This window comes from Rahnella sp. ChDrAdgB13, from assembly GCF_017655185.1.
Taxonomy (GTDB): Bacteria; Pseudomonadota; Gammaproteobacteria; order Enterobacterales; family Enterobacteriaceae; genus Rahnella; species Rahnella contaminans.
In genome coordinates, this window is sequence record NZ_JAEMGT010000092.1 from 1 (window position 1) to 19,001 (window position 19,001).

The following is a 19,001-nucleotide window of genomic DNA, read 5'->3' on the forward strand; positions in this document are numbered from 1 at the left end:
CTACAGGATCGGGAATGTGGTGATCTGATCCTGATTACGGCCAAAAGTTCGATTTATTCAACAAAGCCCTTCGGCATCTGAGAAACCAATGACAGGTTGACGTCCATACCTTCCACCTGGAAGTGCGGTACGGCGTACAGTTTCACGCGGAAGAAGCCCGGGTTATCTTCGATATCTTCTACGGTTACTTTAGCGTCGCGCAGCGGGTGAGAAGCCTGCAGGTCGTCGCCAGGATCGGTCATTTCAGTCACCAGTGAGCGCACCCAGGTGTTGAGCTCAAGCTCAAGCAAACGGCGGTCTTTGGTGGTGCCGATGTTTTCACGCTGAATCAGTTTCAGGTAATGCGCGATGCGTGACAGCAGGAAGATGTACGGCAGACGCGCGTTAATACGGCTGTTCGCGGTAGCATCAGCCGTGTCATACAGTGCCGGTTTCTGTGCGGAGTTCGCGGAGAAGAAGCAGGAGTAATCACGGTTTTTGTAGTAAGACAGCGGGATGAAGCCGAGATTGGCGAATTCAAATTCGCGGGTTTCCGGGATCATCACTTCAGACGGGATTTTCACCTGATTGCCGGTGCCCAGATCATACAAGTGGATTGGCAGATCAGTGACTGCACCGCCAGCCTGCGGGCCGCGGATCTGTACGCACCAGCCGTTTTTGATGAAGCTTTTCACCATGTTCGCTGCAAACGCGAAAGATGCATTGGTCCACAGGTATTTCTCGTGATCCGGGCCTTTCACTTCTTCAACGTAGTTGAAGCTGCGAACTGGCACGGTGTCCGGCCCGTATGGCAGACGACCCAGCACGCGCGGCATGGTCAGACCGATATAGCGGGAGTCATCGGAGTCACGGAAAGATTTCCATTTGATGTATTCAGCACGATCAAAGTAGTTGCCGATATCCTTGATGGCGGCCACTTCTTCCATGGAATCTTTCAGGAAGAATTTAGGGCCGACAGCACCGACAAACGGCATATGTGCCGCAGCAGACACTTTGGAGATATTGCGCAGCAGCGCGACGTCTTGCGGGCTGGCGTCAAACTCGTAGTTGGAGATCACAGAACCGATTGGCTCGCCGCCCGGTGTGTCATATTCCTGGATGAAGGTATGGCGGTAGAGGCCACTTTGAATGATCTCCGGGCAATCTTCGAAGTCCTGACGCAGGTCGCCTTTAGAAACGTCCAGCAGTTCAATTTTTACGTTCTGACGGAAATCAGTACGGTCTACCAGGAACTTCAGACCACGCCAGCCGGATTCCATACGCTGGAATTCAGGGTGGTGCATGACTTCGTCCAGCTGGCGGCTGATTTGCTCGTCGAGCATCGCGATGTGGCCGTCCAGCAAGGTTTTGTCCAGACGTTCAACTTTCTGACCGGACTGTTTCAGGCGTTCCAGGAAGACCTGAACTGCCGCTGTGACACGTTCATCCGTAGAGACGTCAGACAGCGCCTGATCGTCCTGGAAGGCATTAACATCACCCAGTGCAGAAACTGGAGTCAGATTGATTTTTTCAAACAATGACGCATAAACACTTCCTGCGTCGGTATGTTCCAGCACGGTTGTGCGGCTTTCTTGACTGTTTTCAGTAGCAGACATCAGCATAGTCTCGGGTTAATCCGTTCAGGAAGGGTTAAGAATTCTGGGGAGCCAGAGCAGCCAGTTCAGCACGCAGGTCATCGCTCAAATTGTCATCTTTCAGGATGGCTTCGAGTTCTTTGCGGAAAGTGGCGTTGTCTAATAAGTTGGATTTGAGGTCACGTAATAAATTACGCATAGCGAGCATCGCGCGCAGTTGTGGGATCTGGCGTGCAACCTGTTCAGGCTCGAAATCTTTCATCTCTCTGAAGTTGAGACTGACGCTTTCTTCGCTGCGATCGCCGGCCAGGGTGTTTTCCACGGTCAGGTTGAGCGACGGGCCAAAGTCGGCCAGAACACTGTTAAAGTTATTTTTGTTAATATTAACTTTTTCACGCTCTGACAATGGACGGGTCTCTTTGCCATTGCTGTAGTCGCCCATTACCATTAATTTTAAAGGTAATTCGACTTTCTTCTGGGCACCGCCAGTATGTAAATCAAGTTTAATATTGACGCGAGCCTTGGGTATTTCTTCCTGAAAGCTATTAGACATGCCTATCCCTTACTGTGGAGTGATAAACGCTGCCAATGAATCCATAAATAAATGAAAGGTTGGCAACCCTGCCAAAAAAACATCCTTTTTATGCACGTCGGTGTGCAACTAAATCAGGGTCACAAGCGAGACAAAATATTTTTGGGAACATCTTGCAGTGTGTTTTTGAATTTATCTGGAAATAAAATTTCAGATAAGTACCTGTTGGCGGCATTTTAGAAACATTAGGTGTTTTAAGGAAAACTAAATATGTAAATAAATGTTACAGATTTTGATATGGCAAGATACAGATCATTTTATTGATATATAGGAATTTTCTTCATATAACCCCGCGGGCCGCATGCGCTAAGGCTTTCTGACTTCAGTAATTTTCTTTACAAGTTGAGGAGTGTAAGAAATTTCTTAAGAATGGGTAATCCACCCTCAAAAAATATATAAAGTTTCGCAATGAATTTTTATTTTGCACAGGGTGAGAAAAGAGAGCAAATATAAGATTTTTCCTCCTATTCTCCTAAGAATATTCGCGTGGTGAATTATTCATGCCGTATGAATTTATTGTTCATCGGTGTGATTATATTTACCCCCCAGTAATTTACGGATTTCTGGCCGTCAGAAAAATTGACTGTTAAAGCGCGTTTAAAAGAGGTTGATCACATATTTCTTAATCGGGGCGTGAAAGATCATTTCAAAAATAGGGAAAATGCCTTGTTCTGAATAGTCAGATTGAGTCTGTCGTGTACCCCGCTGAAGCCATTGCAGACACCGATCATCCTGCCGCAAATTTCAGATAGGGCGATGAGAATGTTAAACATCTGGTGCAAATTGCCGATAAACAGACTCCAGCCCCATTTTGAGAATGTATTGATGTCGCTTAAAAAGTCTTCTTTGCTTGTTTTAGTTGTTCTTTTTGCTCTCTTTTTTACCAGCATGATTTCAAACATCTGGTTGCTGACGCAGAGCAATCAGTCTCTGGATGACGTGAATAAAGAAATCCGCGTGGTGCTTTCCATCATTGACCCGATCAACCACAGCCGTACCTCGCGTGTTCGCGTGATGGAATATATGAAGGAGATTGAAAACAACGGCGGCCAGCCGTCTGCTCATTCTCTGGACGGCGTCAGTGAAGTGATGGGAAAAGCGGACGCCGCATTTCAGGCTTACATAAATGCACCAAAACTACCGGGCGAAAATGCACTGGCGGAGGCTTACCGCACGGCTTATCAGGACTATCGTCAGAACGGGATCGAACCGTTGATTGACGCGGCGAAAGCGGGCGATCAGGCGCAGTTCAAAGCGCGGATCCCGGCGGTGGTTCAGCTGGACCATCAGTACGAAGTGGTGCTGGATAAAGTGCTGGCGCTGCATGAGCAGTACGCAAGAAATCTTAACAGCGACGCGCAGGGCAATTTCAAGTTCGGTATCGGGCTGACGATTGCGTTTGGTTTGCTGTTCCTGATCATCATTATTAGTGTGTTGTTATTACTCAAGCGCTTTGTTCTTACTCCGCTGCTGAGCTCGCGCGATCATTGCCGCAAAATTGCAGAAGGTTATCTCGATACGCCGGTACCGTTTAAAAACAGTTCCCGCAGTGAAATTGAAGAACTGATGCAGTCGATGGAACATATGCGCCAGTCCCTGACCCAAATTATCGGGCAGGTACGTGACACCAGCCATACCGTCGCGCATGCGTCGCAGGAAATTTCCGCAGGCAATATCGATCTGGCTTCGCGTACCGAACAACAGGCCGCGGCGCTGACACAAACCGCCGCCAGTATGGAAGAGCTGGGCGCGACGGTAAAACAAAATACCGAAAACGTCAGCCGGGCCAGCGGTCTGACGCGCGAAGCGGTAAAAAATGCCCGCGCGGGTGAGAAGGTGGCGCAGGACGTGATCGGAACTATGGGACGCATTAACAGCAGCTCTAAAAAGATCGAAGACATTACAGGCGTCATCAACAGCATCGCTTTCCAGACCAATATTCTGGCGCTGAATGCCGCGGTTGAAGCCGCACGCGCTGGCGAACAGGGTCGCGGATTTGCAGTGGTCGCCAGCGAAGTGCGCAGCCTCGCGCAGCGAAGTGCGGTGGCGGCAAAAGAAATCGAAAGTCTGATTTCTGAATCGGTTGCCAATATAAAGGAAGGGTCGGATCAGGTGTCCCGTACCGGCGAATCTATTTCGGCAATTATTTCATCGGTTACGCAGGTTGATGTTCTGATGGAACATATTTCGACGGCGTCCGATGAGCAAAGCCGGGGGATCAGTCAGATTGAGCAGGCCGTGACAGAAATTGACGGCGTGACTCGGCAGAATGCGGCGCTGGTGCAGGAATCTGCGGCGGCGGCGGCTTCTCTGGAAGAGCAGGTGCTTCATCTGACCCGTTCGGTTTCTGCATTCAGGCTGGCGAACGCCTGAGCCCGGCAGCGGACTGATCGGGAATTATGATAAATCAGGCCGGACAGGGAAAACCATGTCCGGCTTCTTTATTGATAAGGAAACGGTTCCACAATGAATAACACTTTGATATAACGGATGAATTGTCTTTTATAATAACGAGCAAACTCCATGACTTTACTGGCCTCACCTTTACTCAGCCTGCGTCACTTTGAACATGACGACCTCGACGCTTTCACCCGTTATCGCCAGGATCCGGCTGTTGCCCGTTATCAAAGTTGGGAATATTTCACCCGTCCGCAGGCGGAATTGTTGTTTGAACAGATGAATGAAATTCCTTTTGGTACGCCGGATAACTGGTTTCAGATTGCGATCGAACACGCTGAGTCCGGCATGGTGGGTGATTTCGGGCTGCACTTTGTCGACGACTACCAGGTGGAACTGGGCATAACGCTTGATCCGAAATGGCAGGGAAAAGGGATTGCAAAGAGCGCATTAAATCTGTTGCTGGCATATCTTTTTGACCATCTTAAAAAGCACCGCGTGTACGCCGTTACCGATATCCGCAATCACGGCAGTTACCGGTTATTCGAGTCAGCAGGATTTCGGCGGGAAGGATGTTTCCTGGAAAACTGCTTTCTGAAAGGGGAATGGTGCAGTGAATATTTGTATGCTTTGCTGGCGTCAGAGTGGGAGGTCAGAAACATAGTCGGGAAATAACCCAGCACCAAATTCGGCGAAATCTCCGTATCTGGTGCTGAACGTGATCGAATTTCAACAAACTATCTGAACACGCCGACGGCTTCCACCAGCCGGTCGGCCTGTCGTTTCAGACCGGTGGAAGCGTGTGCGCCTTCCTGAACCTGAAGGGAATTCTGATGAGTGATCCGGTCGAGTTCCTCGATGGCTTTGGCGATATCCAGTAATCCCAGATTTTGTTCGCTGGTAGCGTTACGGATTTGCCCGATCAGCGACGAGACATTTCTCACCTGAGAAACAATTTCCGCCATCGTTTTACCGGCCTGATCGACTTGCTTTGATCCCGATACAACAGTCTCCACACTGGTGTCGATCAGTCTTTTGATTTCGCTGGCGGCGCTTGCACTTCGTTGCGCCAGGCTGCGAACTTCACCGGCCACCACCGCAAATCCTTTTCCCTGTTCTCCGGCGCGGGCAGCTTCGACTGCCGCATTCAGCGCCAGAATATTGGTCTGGAATGCAATGCCGTCAATCACATTGGTGATGGTCGCAATCTGTTGCGAGCTGTCAGTGATTTCCTGCATTGTGCCGACAACTCCCTGCATTGCGTTACTGCCTTTTTCCGCTGCGGCGCTGGCAGTCAGCGAAAGTTTATCGGCTTCGGCGGCCGTTTGCGTATTGCTTTCAACGGTCGCACTCATTTCATTCATCGCGGCGGCAGTCTCGCCAACATTCGTGGCGGTCTGTTCAGTCCGCTGACTCAGCGCTTCGTTTCCGTTTGCCAGAGATTCACTGGCGGTGCGAACTTTGTGTGCCTGATCGTTAACGTCGTCCACCATCCACCGGCAGATCAAGCCGAGCTGGCCAACCGAGCGCAGCGTCATCCCTATTTCATCGACGCGTTCCATCGGCGTGATCGTATGACTCGCCCCGCTGGCAACCCGCAATGTCTGATGACAAAGTTGTTCGACCGGGCGCGTGATTTGCCATTCAAGCCAGAAGCCTAAAAGCAAAACAAAAAAAGTGCTGAGCGCATACGCCGAATACAACTGTGCCGATGGCAACGCAGTGAGTGTGGAAACGGCCAGAGAGTTAAGCAGGAATAAAACAAAGAGCCCGCTGCGGATCCGTCCGCGAACCGAAAGTGTTTTTAAAATTGAAAACGGACGGGTGATGCCGGTGCGGATCAATAGGCCCCTGAACAACCGGCGGTTGTTCAGTTCACCACGATTCATTTTCTCATACAGCGCCTGAGTGTCAGAAATTTCGGTCGCGGTAGGTTTGGTCCGGACAGAAAGATAGCCTTTAGTTTTTCCGCCACGAATAATCGGCACCACGTTTGCCCGAACCCAGTAATGGTCGCCGTTTCTGCGGCGGTTTTTTACCAGCGCCGTCCAGGGAAAACCTTGCTGCAATGTGGCCCACATATCTTTGAAAGCCGACGGCGGCATGTCGGGATGCCGGACAATATTGTGGGGCTGACCGATAATATCTTCACTGGCAAAACCGCTGACTTCAATAAAAGCATCATTGGCATAGGTAATATGGCTGTCGGCGTCAGTCGTTGACATCAATGTAGCGTCGTCCGGGTACTGATATTCCCGCTGTGATACAGGTTGATTATTGCGCATAGTGACATTTCCATGGCCAGACTGCGATTTGGAGGAGATAAAAGAGGTTTAACTCTTTAGATGTCGGCATAACCAAAATTTTCTTTAGGGCTGAAAGCACGTTATTGAAATTAATGTATTCAGGTGGCAAAACGGGAGATATTTTCGCCAATTTATAAGCTACAACGATGTGTTCAGTCGAAAATATGCGCTATATCTTTATGTGTGCTGTTTTTATGACCAATGCTTCAGGCGCCAATGTCCGTCATAACTCCTTCATTTTTCTTTATTCATTCTTTCTGTGACTCCAGACTTAATAGGTCTGGAGTCACAAACATTTTGCCTCTGTTTCGCAGGCTTGCTATAACTGCGCACTGTGATTTTTCTGATGGAATTCAGCGGGCGGGCAATGTGGTTTCAGGAACAGAAGTCGAAGCGGATTTTGCCGCCGAAAATGTAGGCCGCCACGTTCTGGCCTATCTTCAGCAGGTCAAAATGACACCGCTGGCGAAACTGGACGATTTTGACGAAGAGGGTAATGCGACGGTCCGGCAGGTGATCAATATCTGGATCCGACTTTCGCTGATGCTGACCCGACGTCGTCCGGAAATCGCCGTCTCTTCTTTGATGAAACATGTGCTGCCGGTGATCGGGGATGTCCCGCTGAACAAAATTTCGCGCCTGCGCCTGAACCGGTTGTTCAATATTTTGCTGGCCGAAGGGAAAATTTCGGAAGCCAAACGGGTTTTTGCGCTGTGTAAGCAATTCTTTGGTTGGGCAGAAACACAGGGTTATCTGGCACATTCGCCGCTGAGTTCCATGAAACGCCGTGATGTCGGTGGCCGTAACACACCGCCGCGCGAACGGGCGCTGACCGATGCTGAGATATGGGTGTTCTGGCATGGTCTTGATTTATGGGATATTTCAGAACAATGTCGGTGGGCATTACGTCTGTGTTTGCTGACCGCAAGACGGCCGGATGAAGTGATCCGCGCGCGGAAAGACGAGTTTAATTTGCGAATTGGCATCTGGCGGCAGGGCACCCGAAACAAATCAGCTCGCGATCACAGTCTGCCTCTGCCGCCGCTGGCGATTATTTGCATCAATGCCTTATTAGATGCCAGCCCGAAAGACAGTGCCTGGCTGGTTCCTTCCCCGAAAGATGCACAGAAACCGTTATCCAGAGGCGCAATTACGCAGGTGATCCGTCGGATGTTGCGCGCCGAGCGTGGCCTGGGCATCGATGCTTTTTCGACCCGCGATTTACGCAGGACTGCACGTTCCAAATTATCGTCCCTCAATGTCCCCAACGATGTTGCCCGCAAAATTATGAATCACTCACTGGAAGGCATCGACCGGGTTTACGACACTCACGACTATTTACCGCAGATGAAACAAGCGCTCGAAGCATTTTCTGACAATATAAAGGGCATTATTGACGCCCCGGATTACTTCGATTTACGCCACAAATATGAAGGCGAGTTTCTGGAACTTCCGGAAATTTCGCTGCTTTATATGGAAAGATAACGTCACTTAAATGAATTTCAGGCTCAATCCTCTTCATTTGTAAACGTGCCGGGCAACGCCCCAAACCTTCGCTGGCACGGTTTGCAAAGCTGAACTGCTACACTTGGATATTGTTCGTCGTTGCCAGAAGATTAAGGAAATTATGATGCATTCACCACAATCGAACTTGGCCGGTTTACCCGAACCGACCCGGACAATCCTGCTGAGTACCGGAACCGCGGAACAAAAGCGTCAGGAAATTCGCGCTTACTTTATTCAGACATGGGAGCTCTATGAAAGCCTGTTTGATTGCCTGACCGACGAACGTGCATATTTCACTAAAGCGATTTCACTGCGGCATCCGCTCATTTTCTATTTCGGCCATACCGCTACTTTTTACATCAATAAACTCATGGCGGCGGGGCTGATCCCGCAGCGTATCGATTCCCATATCGAGGCGATGCTGGCGATCGGCGTTGACGAAATGAGCTGGGACGATCTCGATGATCAGAATTATAACTGGCCCACTGTCAGCAATTTACGGGCATACCGCGACAAAGTTCGCGAAGAAGTTCTCGGCATTATTGAGTCGATGCCGCTGACGCTTCCCGTTGGCTGGGACAGCCCGGCATGGGTGATTCTGATGGGCATCGAGCATGAACGTATTCATCTGGAAACCTCCAGCGTACTGATCCGTCAGTTGCCGGTGAGCTGGGTCACCCCGCAGCCGCACTGGCCCGCATGCGACATTGCCCGGCATGACCGTCAGACCGTACCAGAAAACGAAACGCTGGCGATAAAAGGTGACGTTGTCACGCTAGGTAAGCAGGACGACACTTACGGCTGGGATAATGAATACGGTTCAGTAACACATAAAATTCAGGCATTTAGCGCCAGTAGAATGCTGGTCAGTAACGCAGAGTATTTCTCATTTGTAGAAAGCGGCGGTTATCAGGACACAAAATGGTGGGATGAAGAAGGCGCCGGATGGCGGGACTTTGCTCAGGCCGAAATGCCGACTTTTTGGGTCGGTTCGGCAACCGAACCTGAGCAACTGAAACTTCGGTTAATGACCGAAGAAGTGGCAATGCCGTGGGACTGGCCGGTTGAAGTGAATCAGCTGGAAGCGGCAGCATTTTGTCGCTGGAAGGCGGCACAAACGGGCGAATCTGTGCAGTTGCCGACGGAAGCTGAATGGATGATTTTGCGAAATCAGGTACAAGGGGACCAGCCTGATTGGGAAACTGCACCGGGGAATATCAACCTCGCCTGGTGGGCGTCGTCATGCCCGGTCGACCATTTTGCGCAGGGGCATTTCTTCGACATCGTGGGGAATGTGTGGCAATGGGCGTCCACGCCGATCAGCGGCTTTGAAGGTTTCCGCGTGCATCCGCTTTATGATGACTTTTCCACGCCAACATTTGACGGCAAACATTCGATGATTAAAGGCGGAAGCTGGATTTCTACCGGTAATGAAGCCCTGAAATCCTCGCGTTATGCGTTTCGTCGTCACTTTTTCCAGCACGCCGGTTTCCGGTATGTGATATCCGGTCATCAGGAAATACAGACGGTGAATCCTTACGAAACGGACGGCCTGATCGCGCAGTATCTGGATTTTCAGTACGGGCCGCGTCATTTCGATGTGCCTAATTATGCTGAGCAACTGGTTGATATTGCAGTGAAAAATGTCGGTTTGCGCGGAAGGGCGCTGGACATAGGTTGTGCGACCGGACGCGCGAGTTTCGAGCTGGCACGACATTTTGATTCTGTTGTCGGAATGGATTATTCGGCCCGATTTATTGATGTTGCTTTAGCGCTGGCTCGCGGCGAAGCCTGTCGTTATGTTATTCCGGAAGAGGGTGAGCTGGTCGATTATTGTCAGGCCTCATTGTCTGAAGTGAATATCGATGCAGAGCAAACCGGGCGCGTGAGTTTTGTGCAGGGGGATGCCTGTAACCTGAAGCCGCAGGGCGAACTGTATGATCTGGTTCTGGCCGCGAATTTACTGGACCGTTTGCGTGAACCCGCGTGTTTTCTGAAAGATATCACGCCGATGATCCGCAGTGGTGGGGTGCTGATGTTGTCCTCGCCGTATACCTGGTTGGAAGAATTCACGCCGAAGCAAAACTGGCTTGGCGGTTTCCGCGAGAACGGAGAAGCGGTGACAACGCATCAGGCTTTGCGTCGTCTCCTGGCCAGCGACTTTGAAGAAATTCAGGCACCGCAGGATATTCCGTTTGTTATCCGCGAAACAGCCCGCAAATTCCAACACACGTTGGCAGAACTTACGTTGTGGCGTAAGCGATAAAACTCTGCTGATTTCAGTCAACAAATATCAAACGGTCATGAAAATTGGCCGTTTTTTATCTGGACATTTATCCTGCAAGAACGCATCTGACGCAGGAATTGAAGTTTCCGCTGTTTTTATTTGATGAACCCAAAGAATGTTGTAACTAAACTTAGGTTTTAAAAACCGCCCTGAAAAGGGCGGTCAGCGTAAAAGTGATGAAGTGTGATTATTTATCCGTCGGGCCACAGCCGCCAATCATTTTAGAAATTGAAATGGCCGGGTGAAGTAAGTAAGTGTAGTCGCAGTTTTTCTCTTTATTATAAACGCTACCGGTACAACCAGAAAGAGTGGCAACTAAGGCAGAAAGAAGTGCGAACTTGATGACATTTTTCATGTAAATCCCTTTAAAAATAATAGTGTAATTAGTGCCGTTCAGGAACCTGACGACGACAGCAATATACGCCGGAAAAGTCTGCGCATACAAATAAAACATCTCGTTTATTCATTTTATTTAATGAGATTATTTAATTAAATCAGTTTGTTATTACTCTTCTGTATATTTGCATATTGGCGCATAGATAATTAATATTGTTTAGGTGGAATAATAATTTCTAATCCAGCTACATTTCACGGAATAACAGGGCTTCAATCGCCACTGATTTAGTGACACACTGCCGTTACTGCGACTTAAGGACACACGTCTTCTGATGAAATTGATTCTGCCTGGTTTGTTTTTAATGCTTATCGCCGGTACTGTTTCCGCCGCATCCGTTTCAGGATTGACCGAAACACAATGTGTTGCCATGAAAAATACGCATATTCCGGCTTTGCGCATTGGGCTTCCGACGCGGGGGGCCGTCATAACGACCGTCGCGATTGCCGGTCAGCCCGTGGAAACTCATTGCAAGCTCGAAGGGCAAATCAAACCGGTTGATCCGAAAGCGCCAGATATCCAGTTCCAGCTTTATCTGCCACTCGTCTGGAATGGCAAGGCGCTTCAACTTGGCGGCGGTGGATTCGATGGTGCCATAAAAGGGGCAGATACCGCACGACTCGCGCCCGCGTCCGTACCCGGCGCTCTGAAACAAGGATATGCCACCTTTGGCAGCGATTCCGGCCATCAGGGTGGGGTGTCCGACGCATCATTTACGCTGAATGAGGAAGCCTGGAATAATTTTGCCGGGGCACAGATTAAAAAAACGCACGACGTGGCGGTGGCACTTATTGAACAGGCTTATGGCCGAAAACCGTCGCGTCTCTATTTTCAGGGCAACTCTCAGGGCGGCCATGAGGCGCTGGCCGCCATTCAGCGGTATCCGCTCGATTACGACGGCGCTATTGCGATCCATCCGGTTTACAACGTTGTCGAACTGCATATGGCGGGAATTCGTATCGGACAGGCTGTTTACAACACGCCGGGAGCCTGGATTTCACCGGCAAAAGCCGCGCTGATATCCAATTCCGTTTTAAGTGCCTGTGACAAACTGGACGGGCTGACCGACGGCATTGTCGCCAATGTGGACGCGTGCAGGGCAGCCTTTAAACCGGAAAGGTTACGTTGTCACGATGGCAAGGATAACGGTGACCTTTGCCTTTCGGATGCGCAATTATCTTTGGTGGAAATGCTGAGTAAACCGGTGTCCTTGGGTGTGAATTTACCCACCGGCGATCACTTTGCGCCCTGGCCGATTTTGCTGGGCGCTGATGCCCCTGCGCTGGTCAGCGTGTTCGGCTCGGGCGCTGATAAGCCAAAACCGGCCTCATCGAACATCATCATTTCCTTTCCATATATGATGGGCGATCAGGCAGTGCGGTATGAAGTCATGCGTTCGCCGGATTATGATTCCCTGCAATTTAATCCCGCGCAACATTCAACACGGCTGAAAGAACTGGCGTCTCAGGTCGATAATGACAATGCAGATATCAGCGCATTCGTTCAGCACGGTGGAAAATTGCTGCTGATGCACGGCACGGCAGACATGGCGGTGCCACCGGGAAATACGCTGGCTTATTACGAGAAGCTTAAAGCGCGGTTTGGGGGAAAAGAATTGCATCAGTTTGCGCGATTCTATCTTGCCCCCGGATTTACCCATAGCAGCGGCCCGTTCCGCGTGAGCTGGGATTCCCTCGGCACGCTCGATAAGTGGGTGGATCACGGCATCGATCCTGGCCAGCAGATCATGATTGATACCAATAAAACCACTGCCGGTCGTGAAATGCCGCTGTGCGAATATCCGCAGTTTCCCAAATATAAAGGGCAGGGAGACACAAAATCTGCTTCGAGTTTCGTGTGTACAACTGATTAAGTACACCGGCCACTGTATAAATATTCACCATATAGCGGGTACTCCTTTCTGATCAAATGCAAGCTAATTTACCTATATATAATCACAGGTGAATGAACGTTCTCAAAAAACTTGAACATCCGTCCAAGTCTTGGCATTATCCTCTGCTGTCTCTTCACCTTCGGATTTTTCAAGTGGCCTATCTCTGTAAAGAAGCGCGCAAGACAACCATTCTTGAAGCCGCCGCACGGGTTGCGCGCTATGAAGGATTGGCTGCCACCACGGTGCGCCGTGTTGCTCAGGAAGCGGGGGCCGCAACCGGTCAGGTTCATCATCATTTTTCCAGCGCAGGAGAACTTCGCGCGCAAGCCTATACGCAGGTGATGAAGATCCTGAAAGAACAGTTACTGGAAAGAAGTCAGCAGATGACCGCCCGGGAACGGCTCAACCTGCTGTTGATTGATCCCCAGGATGATCAGTCGCTGATGGCTATTCCGCTCTGGCATGAGGCCATGTTGCTGACTGAACAAGAGCCGCTGATGAAAGCAGCTTTTGCGCTGTCTGTGGCCGACTGGCACGAACTGGTATCTGATGCGATTGAATTCGGTCGCCAGAAAGGAGAATTCTCCAAAGGCGAATCCCCGGAGCATATATCCTGGAGGCTGATTGGTCTGAGCAGCAGCATGGATGCCATGTCGCGTCTCGAAACGCTCGGGTTAACCAGTCAGTGTGCGGAATACAATTTACACCGCGCCATCCAGAATGAGTTGTATGTCAGTGAAGCTGGATGTAAGGAAACCTCTGATGTTTAAAACTTATTTGCTGCTCGGCCTGGCGATTATTGCCGAGGTTATTGCGACCAGCAGCCTGAAAAGTTCTGAAGGATTTACCCGTTTGTGGCCAAGCGTTGTCACATTGCTGGGCTACACGATTGCCATCTTTTTATTGTCTCTGACCCTGAAAACCCTGCCGACCGGTATTGCATACGCGATCTGGTCCGGCGTTGGTATTGTCCTGGTCTCCGCCATTGGCTGGTTTGGTTACGGGCAAAAGCTGGATACCCCGGCAATGATTGGCCTCGGGCTTATCATCGCGGGCGTGATTGTCGTGAACGTGTTTTCAAAATCGGTCGCGCACTAACTATGGCGACTTTATCGCAGCACAGGGAGTTCATTTTGCAGAGCGAACAAAAACCTGATTTCCATGATGACTTGATCAAAGAGTTACTCTATTGGATCGAAGTCAACTTAAGTGATCGTCTGACCATGGAAAAAGCCTCGAAGAAAACCGGTTATTCTCCCTGGTATCTTCAGCGTCTGTTTAAAAGTAAAACAGGTTTCGCGCTGGGCAAATACATTCGTGACCGTCGTCTGACGATGGCCGCGATTGCTTTGCGGCTGACCAATATGCCGATCCTCGATATTTCGCTGTATTACTCTTACGATTCTCAGCAGACGTTCACCCGTTCGTTCAAAAAGAACTTTGCTGAAACGCCGGGAATGTACCGCCGGAATGCATCGTGGACCATGAGTGGCATCACGGCACCGCTGACCTTGGATGAGTTTCCACCGCCTGAATATGAAATTGTAGAATTGCCGGAAATGGCATTCGAGGGCCAGACTTCAACGCATTCTTATCCGATTGAAGCGCTGTTTAACGCCAAAAATCACGTACATCGTGCCGAACTGTTACGCTATCTGGAAACGCCGGAATCACTCCTCGCGCCGGTCTGGGGCTTATCCGATTGTCGTCCTGATACGAATGATGAAGTCGCCAATGCATTACAGATGGATTATACGGTCGCTCATGAAGTGAAGATCAGCGATAACCATGACATTATGGTGCCCGCCAGCCGTTATCTGAAGATCCGTTATCCTTATGATCTCAGCCGCCTGAATGATTTCATACTGTATTTGTATTCAGTATTTTTGCCGACGCTTGGTCTGGAATTCATCATGCAGCCGGATCTGGAAAAATACTCGCGCGAATCTGCACTAAACGGTGTGACTTGCGAATATTACATTCCGCTGGCCCGACACTGATTTCTACACTTGCAAAAACACAAAAGCCTCCCGAATGAGAGGCTTGCAAGGGAAAATACATCCCGTTAATTAAAGACCATACCACCGTCAATCAGTAACGCCTGACCGGTCATATAATCGGAGTCCGGGCCAGCAAGGTAGGAGACGCAGGCGGCGACATCTTCTGGCTCTGAAAGACGTTTCAGAGTGATGTTTTTCGCAAACTCCTTCGTACCGTAGCCAACAGGCTGACCTGCGGCCGCAGAAACCTGGCGGTCAATTTCTTCCCACATCGGCGTTTTCACGATGCCCGGGCAATAGGCGTTTACGGTAATTCCCAGAGAAGCCAGATCGCGCGCTGCGGTTTGTGTCAACCCGCGCACGGCAAATTTGCTGGAACTGTAGATTGCCAGTTCAGGGTTACCGACATGGCCCGCCTGAGAAGAAGCATTAATGATTTTGCCGCCATGCCCCAGGGATTTGAACGCTTTCACCGCCGCCTGGATCCCCCAGATAACGCCTTTCACATTGATGTTATAGACTTTATCGACAATTTCCGGCGTGATGTCTTCGATCAACGTTGTCGGCGCGATCCCGGCATTATTCACGATGACATCAAAACCGCCGAGCTGTTTTGTTGCAGCCTCAACGGCGGCAAAAACCTGTTCGCGGTTTGAAACATCTGCCAGCTGAGCAATTGCTTTACCGCCGGCATGATTAATTTCTTCGGCAACTTTCTTCGCTGTTTCCCCGTTGTAATCCACAACCGCAACAGCAAATCCATCTTTCGCCAGACGAAGCGCAATTGCACGGCCAATCCCCTGACCGCCACCTGTTACTAAAGCCACTTTTCCATTTTTAGACATACCACTATCCTCTATGTATTCGGTTTCTTTTCAGGTGCTGCGCGCAAGGCACGGCCAGACCAGCCCGGTACCTTTGCGTGAGCTCCGTACTGGTTTACGCCTCTGAGTCTGCATGTGCAAATGTTAGCCACCGTAATTAACTGTACTCACACTAATAGTCAGTGAGCGTCAGAATTTCGAACGGAGTCGGGTAGAATGCATAAACCGAACGCAATAAAGGATGTTGGAATGACAGAGTCAGACAGTGCAACTTTCCGGGAACGCCTGATCGTATTGGCGCAATCGCTACAGTTAGCACCCCAGGTAGCTGAGAATCAGGTTTTGGATCGCATGGCGCTGAGTTTTCGCAAATTGCTGAACTTTCTCGCTGAAGATAACAATCTGACGCAGAGCGTTTTTCTGTTACCCCCGGAAGGGCCGGAAACTCAGGCGATGCTCACCGCTGTCATTTCAAAAAATCTGGCGTTCAGTCAGCAGGACAGACTGTTTCGTAATGATATTCCGGCTGAACTTCTGGCGCAGTGTTTCACCGGCATGCTGGTACAGCTCGCACATCAGGCGGCCAGCCCGGCGCAGCGCCACCAAAACAGCCTCGCTTGTGCAAAACTGTTCTGTGAAGGTGTCTGGCTGAGGGAATAGGGAAGGGATTCTGCTTTATTCTATTAATGAGAAAGCAAAGCATAAATCGTTGGTTCAAATCGCACTGCAGAAACGGTTAACTGAAGTCATTCCAGCGGCAGACAATGTCTGTCTGATTTTTTAAACAGACGTAATGATCAACCGGAGGCCTGTATGTCAACGACTGCACAAACTACTGAGCAACGCTCGTTATGGCAGCGCATCACTCATCGCAAGGTGAAGGATCAGACTGAAGAAAAGACGCAGGACACATCGCGTCTGCTGGAGAGTTTTCTGGCTACAGGGTGCCTTTACGGCATTGATGTGGGGAACACAGACCCGGCGTGGTTTCGCCGCTCCTGACCGTTATATTCGCTTATTGCGCTTCAGTTATTGGAATGAACTGTGCAACGGCGAATCTTCTCCTGATAGTGCAAAGCTGTACCCTGAATAGTTGGTGTTGCCGTTGCGTTGTGTGGACAGCGTAGCTGTAGCATCAGGTATGAAGGTTGTTGTGGAAAGTCTCTCTGACCTCGTCGTAGAAATTTTAGTTCTCTCTCATTTGTTGAGCCCATAACTTTCGCCGGTTATGGGTTTTTTTATGCAAAAAAAAGCCCCGCAGTCAGGCGGGGCAATAATAAGGCCGTTGACAGGGACCACGGCAAGTTAATGCGAATAATTAAAACCAAGGAAGGGGAAATTGAATTGCAGTGATGATTCTGCAAATCGGGAATTAATTTACCACAAAGTTATTCTTTATTTTAAATATATTATTTATATGGTTTGGTTTTTAATATTCACAGAACATATAATTAAATACCTTTGAAATATTTAGCAATAAATAATAAAGCCAAAAACAATAATTCTCCTACAAAACAAGGGAACTATATAGGTAGTATTAGTGCGAGCACCAACTCATTAATAAAGTACATATAATAAATTTAAGTATTCAATTAAATGATAAAGGAATGACGTCATGAAATTAAAAGCACTGGCTCTTATTATTCCAGCATTACTGGTGGCAGGCGCAGCGCATTCAGCTGAGATTTATAACAAAGACGGCAATAAACTTGACCTGTACGGTAAAGTCGATGCGCGTCATCAATTCTCTGATAATGCTGGCGACGATGGTGACGAAACTTACGTCCGCGTAGGCTTTAAAGGTGAAACTCAGATTACAACTCAACTGATCGGTTACGGTCAGTGGGAATATAACGTTCAGGCAAATAATACAGAAAGCAGTGGCACAGCTGGCAATGCAACCCGTCTGGGTTTTGCGGGTCTGAAATTCGGTGACTACGGTTCATTCGATTACGGCCGCAATTACGGCGTAGTTTACGACGTAGAAGCCTGGACCGATATGCTGCCAGTGTTCGGCGGTGACTCTTACACCAACACCGACAACTTCATGGTCGGCCGTGCTAATGGCGTTGCAACTTACCGTAACTCTAACTTCTTTGGCGCAGTGAATGGCCTGAATTTTGCAGTGCAATATCAGGGCGCTAATGATGGTGATAACAACAACGAAGGCGTTGATGGTTACCATGCATTAGGAGAAGGTACCAACAATGGTCGTGATGTTCGCCATCAAAATGGTGACGGTTACGGGTTATCCACAACTTATGATTTCGGTATGGGCATCAGCGCTGGTGCAGCGTATGCCTCTTCTGACCGTACCAATGATCAGTCTGCTGACAACCGTGGGGATAAAGCTGACGTCTGGACGATTGGCGCGAAATACGATGCTAACAGCGTTTATCTGGCCACCATATATTCCGAAACACGGAATATGACGCCATATGGTGACAGCGATATTGCAAATAAAACTCAGAACTTTGAAGTAACCGCACAATATCAGTTTGACTTCGGTCTGCGCCCGGAAGTTTCCTACCTGCAATCTAAAGGTAAAGATCTTAACAACGGCAACGGCGGTAAAGACAACGATAAAGATCTGGTTAAATACGTTTCTGTCGGTTCTTACTACTACTTCAACAAAAATATGTCTGCGTATGTTGATTATAAAATCAACCTGCTGGACAACGATGATGACTTCTATACAAACCAGGGCATCTCTACCGATGATGTTGTTGGTGTAGGCATGGTCTACCAGTTCTAATTATTCAGCGTTAACCTGAATATTAGGAGCAATAAAAACCCATCTCCGGATGGGTTTTTTTACATTTAAATCCATAGGAATATTTATTATTCTAACCACTGCGCAACACCGCCGTGGCGCGAACAGGTTCCGCGATGATGTGTACTGAAACTATAAGTTCCGTCACGACATTGCGCAGAAGCACCTTCTGGGACATTCCCAGATTTACTGTGTGCCGGTTTATGGACGCTTTGCCCGTCAGAATTAATATAATCTCCTTGTTCTATAAGTTCGCTATCCTGTGAATTAGTTTGTTTTGCCAGTGCGGGCTGAAAAAGCAGAATGCCAGTGATTATTAAACAAGCGAATAATCGCATGATGTTGTTATCATCCGGTGATAAGAAAGTGTGCGCAAAGCGTACTCTCCGTTTACAGCGATGCAATCCTGATATTTAACCATTAATGACGTGTATAAATGAGGTGCTTTAACCAT

The 19,001-nt window shown here is 49.1% G+C and carries 18 protein-coding genes; 11 read left to right on the forward strand and 7 right to left on the reverse strand.

Annotated features, from left to right (window positions below; genetic code table 11):
- Positions 1-53: 53 nt before the first annotated feature.
- The 3 genes from tssC to J8X26_RS20945 all read right to left on the reverse strand — a co-directional run bounded on the left by tssC (position 54) and on the right by J8X26_RS20945 (position 3,068).
- The gene (gene tssC / locus J8X26_RS20935) at positions 54-1,601 is read right to left on the reverse strand and encodes a type VI secretion system contractile sheath large subunit (RefSeq protein WP_208951844.1); all 1,548 of its coding nucleotides are present in this window, start codon (positions 1,599-1,601) and stop codon (positions 54-56) included.
- Positions 1,602-1,629: 28 nt separating this feature from the next.
- A complete protein-coding gene (tssB, locus tag J8X26_RS20940; RefSeq protein WP_152328043.1) occupies positions 1,630-2,127 on the reverse strand; it encodes a type VI secretion system contractile sheath small subunit in 498 nt (165 codons plus the stop codon).
- A gap of 680 nt (positions 2,128-2,807) precedes the next feature.
- Positions 2,808-3,068 carry a hypothetical protein gene (locus J8X26_RS20945; protein WP_208951882.1) on the reverse strand — a complete coding sequence of 87 codons (261 nt, stop codon included), beginning with the start codon at positions 3,066-3,068 and terminating at the stop codon, positions 2,808-2,810.
- Between J8X26_RS20945 and J8X26_RS20950 the strand changes: the two genes are divergently transcribed.
- A complete protein-coding gene (locus J8X26_RS20950; RefSeq protein WP_208951845.1) occupies positions 2,992-4,539 on the forward strand; it encodes a methyl-accepting chemotaxis protein in 1,548 nt (515 codons plus the stop codon). The two genes, J8X26_RS20945 and J8X26_RS20950, sit on opposite strands and share 77 nt — an antisense overlap.
- 150 nt (positions 4,540-4,689) lie before the next feature.
- Positions 4,690-5,238 (forward strand): GNAT family N-acetyltransferase, encoded by a 549-nt coding sequence (locus J8X26_RS20955; RefSeq protein WP_208951846.1) that lies wholly within the window; start codon positions 4,690-4,692, stop codon positions 5,236-5,238.
- Between the two features lie 62 nt (positions 5,239-5,300).
- On the opposite strand, the gene J8X26_RS20960 is transcribed toward J8X26_RS20955, so the two are convergent.
- Complete coding sequence (locus J8X26_RS20960) at positions 5,301-6,848, reverse strand: methyl-accepting chemotaxis protein (RefSeq protein ID WP_208951847.1); 1,548 nt, start codon at positions 6,846-6,848, stop codon at positions 5,301-5,303.
- Between the two features lie 390 nt (positions 6,849-7,238).
- Here J8X26_RS20960 and J8X26_RS20965 point away from each other — a divergent pair, with 390 nt between their 5' ends.
- Both J8X26_RS20965 and ovoA read left to right on the forward strand, forming a co-directional pair.
- Positions 7,239-8,354, forward strand: coding sequence for a tyrosine-type recombinase/integrase (locus J8X26_RS20965; protein WP_374101297.1), 1,116 nt, complete (start codon positions 7,239-7,241; stop codon positions 8,352-8,354).
- Between the two features lie 145 nt (positions 8,355-8,499).
- Complete coding sequence (ovoA, locus tag J8X26_RS20970) at positions 8,500-10,641, forward strand: 5-histidylcysteine sulfoxide synthase (protein WP_152328061.1); 2,142 nt, start codon at positions 8,500-8,502, stop codon at positions 10,639-10,641.
- 208 nt (positions 10,642-10,849) lie between these two features.
- On the opposite strand, the gene J8X26_RS20975 is transcribed toward ovoA, so the two are convergent.
- Positions 10,850-11,017 carry a YhfL family protein gene (locus J8X26_RS20975; RefSeq protein WP_152328047.1) on the reverse strand — a complete coding sequence of 56 codons (168 nt, stop codon included), beginning with the start codon at positions 11,015-11,017 and terminating at the stop codon, positions 10,850-10,852.
- A gap of 313 nt (positions 11,018-11,330) precedes the next feature.
- Between J8X26_RS20975 and J8X26_RS20980 the strand changes: the two genes are divergently transcribed.
- From J8X26_RS20980 to J8X26_RS20995, 4 genes are all read left to right on the forward strand, one after another.
- The gene (locus J8X26_RS20980; RefSeq protein WP_244370751.1) at positions 11,331-12,929 is read left to right on the forward strand and encodes a tannase/feruloyl esterase family alpha/beta hydrolase; all 1,599 of its coding nucleotides are present in this window, start codon (positions 11,331-11,333) and stop codon (positions 12,927-12,929) included.
- 173 nt (positions 12,930-13,102) lie between these two features.
- Positions 13,103-13,720: a TetR family transcriptional regulator gene (locus tag J8X26_RS20985; protein WP_152328063.1), complete on the forward strand. Its 618-nt coding sequence runs from the start codon at positions 13,103-13,105 to the stop codon at positions 13,718-13,720.
- Positions 13,713-14,048 carry an SMR family transporter gene (locus tag J8X26_RS20990; protein WP_152328048.1) on the forward strand — a complete coding sequence of 112 codons (336 nt, stop codon included), beginning with the start codon at positions 13,713-13,715 and terminating at the stop codon, positions 14,046-14,048. The genes J8X26_RS20985 and J8X26_RS20990 overlap by 8 nt, the downstream gene beginning before the upstream one ends.
- A 35-nt stretch (positions 14,049-14,083) precedes the next feature.
- Entirely contained in the window at positions 14,084-14,950 is an 867-nt protein-coding gene (locus J8X26_RS20995) for a helix-turn-helix domain-containing protein (RefSeq protein WP_208951848.1), read from the forward strand.
- Between the two features lie 65 nt (positions 14,951-15,015).
- On the opposite strand, the gene J8X26_RS21000 is transcribed toward J8X26_RS20995, so the two are convergent.
- On the reverse strand, positions 15,016-15,795 hold the full coding sequence (locus J8X26_RS21000) for a (S)-acetoin forming diacetyl reductase (protein ID WP_152328050.1): 780 nt from the start codon (positions 15,793-15,795) through the stop codon (positions 15,016-15,018).
- A 228-nt stretch (positions 15,796-16,023) separates the two neighbouring features.
- On the opposite strand from J8X26_RS21000, the gene J8X26_RS21005 reads away from it, so the two are divergent.
- The 3 genes from J8X26_RS21005 (at position 16,024) to ompC (ending at position 18,529) form a co-directional block, all read left to right on the forward strand.
- Positions 16,024-16,434 (forward strand): hypothetical protein, encoded by a 411-nt coding sequence (locus J8X26_RS21005; RefSeq protein ID WP_152328051.1) that lies wholly within the window; start codon positions 16,024-16,026, stop codon positions 16,432-16,434.
- 153 nt (positions 16,435-16,587) lie between these two features.
- Positions 16,588-16,776 (forward strand): hypothetical protein, encoded by a 189-nt coding sequence (locus J8X26_RS21010; protein WP_152328052.1) that lies wholly within the window; start codon positions 16,588-16,590, stop codon positions 16,774-16,776.
- Positions 16,777-17,389: 613 nt separating this feature from the next.
- A complete protein-coding gene (gene ompC, locus J8X26_RS21015) occupies positions 17,390-18,529 on the forward strand; it encodes a porin OmpC (protein WP_208951849.1) in 1,140 nt (379 codons plus the stop codon).
- Between the two features lie 86 nt (positions 18,530-18,615).
- On the opposite strand, the gene J8X26_RS21020 is transcribed toward ompC, so the two are convergent.
- Positions 18,616-18,885 carry a DUF3761 domain-containing protein gene (locus J8X26_RS21020; RefSeq protein ID WP_165060480.1) on the reverse strand — a complete coding sequence of 90 codons (270 nt, stop codon included), beginning with the start codon at positions 18,883-18,885 and terminating at the stop codon, positions 18,616-18,618.
- Positions 18,886-19,001 lie beyond the last annotated feature (116 nt).

Excerpts from the sequence above, each read along its gene's own strand:
- tssC (WP_208951844.1), bottom strand. The coding sequence starts at position 1,601 with ATGCTGATGTCTGCTACTGAAAACAGTCAAGAAAGCCGCACAACCGTG.
- tssB (WP_152328043.1), bottom strand. The coding sequence starts at position 2,127 with ATGTCTAATAGCTTTCAGGAAGAAATACCCAAGGCTCGCGTCAATATT.
- J8X26_RS20950 (WP_208951845.1), top strand. The coding sequence starts at position 2,992 with ATGTCGCTTAAAAAGTCTTCTTTGCTTGTTTTAGTTGTTCTTTTTGCT.
- J8X26_RS20945 (WP_208951882.1), bottom strand. The coding sequence starts at position 3,068 with ATGTTTGAAATCATGCTGGTAAAAAAGAGAGCAAAAAGAACAACTAAA.
- J8X26_RS20955 (WP_208951846.1), top strand. The coding sequence starts at position 4,690 with ATGACTTTACTGGCCTCACCTTTACTCAGCCTGCGTCACTTTGAACAT.
- J8X26_RS20960 (WP_208951847.1), bottom strand. The coding sequence starts at position 6,848 with ATGCGCAATAATCAACCTGTATCACAGCGGGAATATCAGTACCCGGAC.
- ovoA (WP_152328061.1), top strand. The coding sequence starts at position 8,500 with ATGCATTCACCACAATCGAACTTGGCCGGTTTACCCGAACCGACCCGG.
- J8X26_RS20975 (WP_152328047.1), bottom strand. The coding sequence starts at position 11,017 with ATGAAAAATGTCATCAAGTTCGCACTTCTTTCTGCCTTAGTTGCCACT.
- J8X26_RS20980 (WP_244370751.1), top strand. The coding sequence starts at position 11,331 with ATGAAATTGATTCTGCCTGGTTTGTTTTTAATGCTTATCGCCGGTACT.
- J8X26_RS20990 (WP_152328048.1), top strand. The coding sequence starts at position 13,713 with ATGTTTAAAACTTATTTGCTGCTCGGCCTGGCGATTATTGCCGAGGTT.
- J8X26_RS21000 (WP_152328050.1), bottom strand. The coding sequence starts at position 15,795 with ATGTCTAAAAATGGAAAAGTGGCTTTAGTAACAGGTGGCGGTCAGGGG.
- J8X26_RS21005 (WP_152328051.1), top strand. The coding sequence starts at position 16,024 with ATGACAGAGTCAGACAGTGCAACTTTCCGGGAACGCCTGATCGTATTG.
- J8X26_RS21010 (WP_152328052.1), top strand. The coding sequence starts at position 16,588 with ATGTCAACGACTGCACAAACTACTGAGCAACGCTCGTTATGGCAGCGC.
- ompC (WP_208951849.1), top strand. The coding sequence starts at position 17,390 with ATGAAATTAAAAGCACTGGCTCTTATTATTCCAGCATTACTGGTGGCA.
- J8X26_RS21020 (WP_165060480.1), bottom strand. The coding sequence starts at position 18,885 with ATGCGATTATTCGCTTGTTTAATAATCACTGGCATTCTGCTTTTTCAG.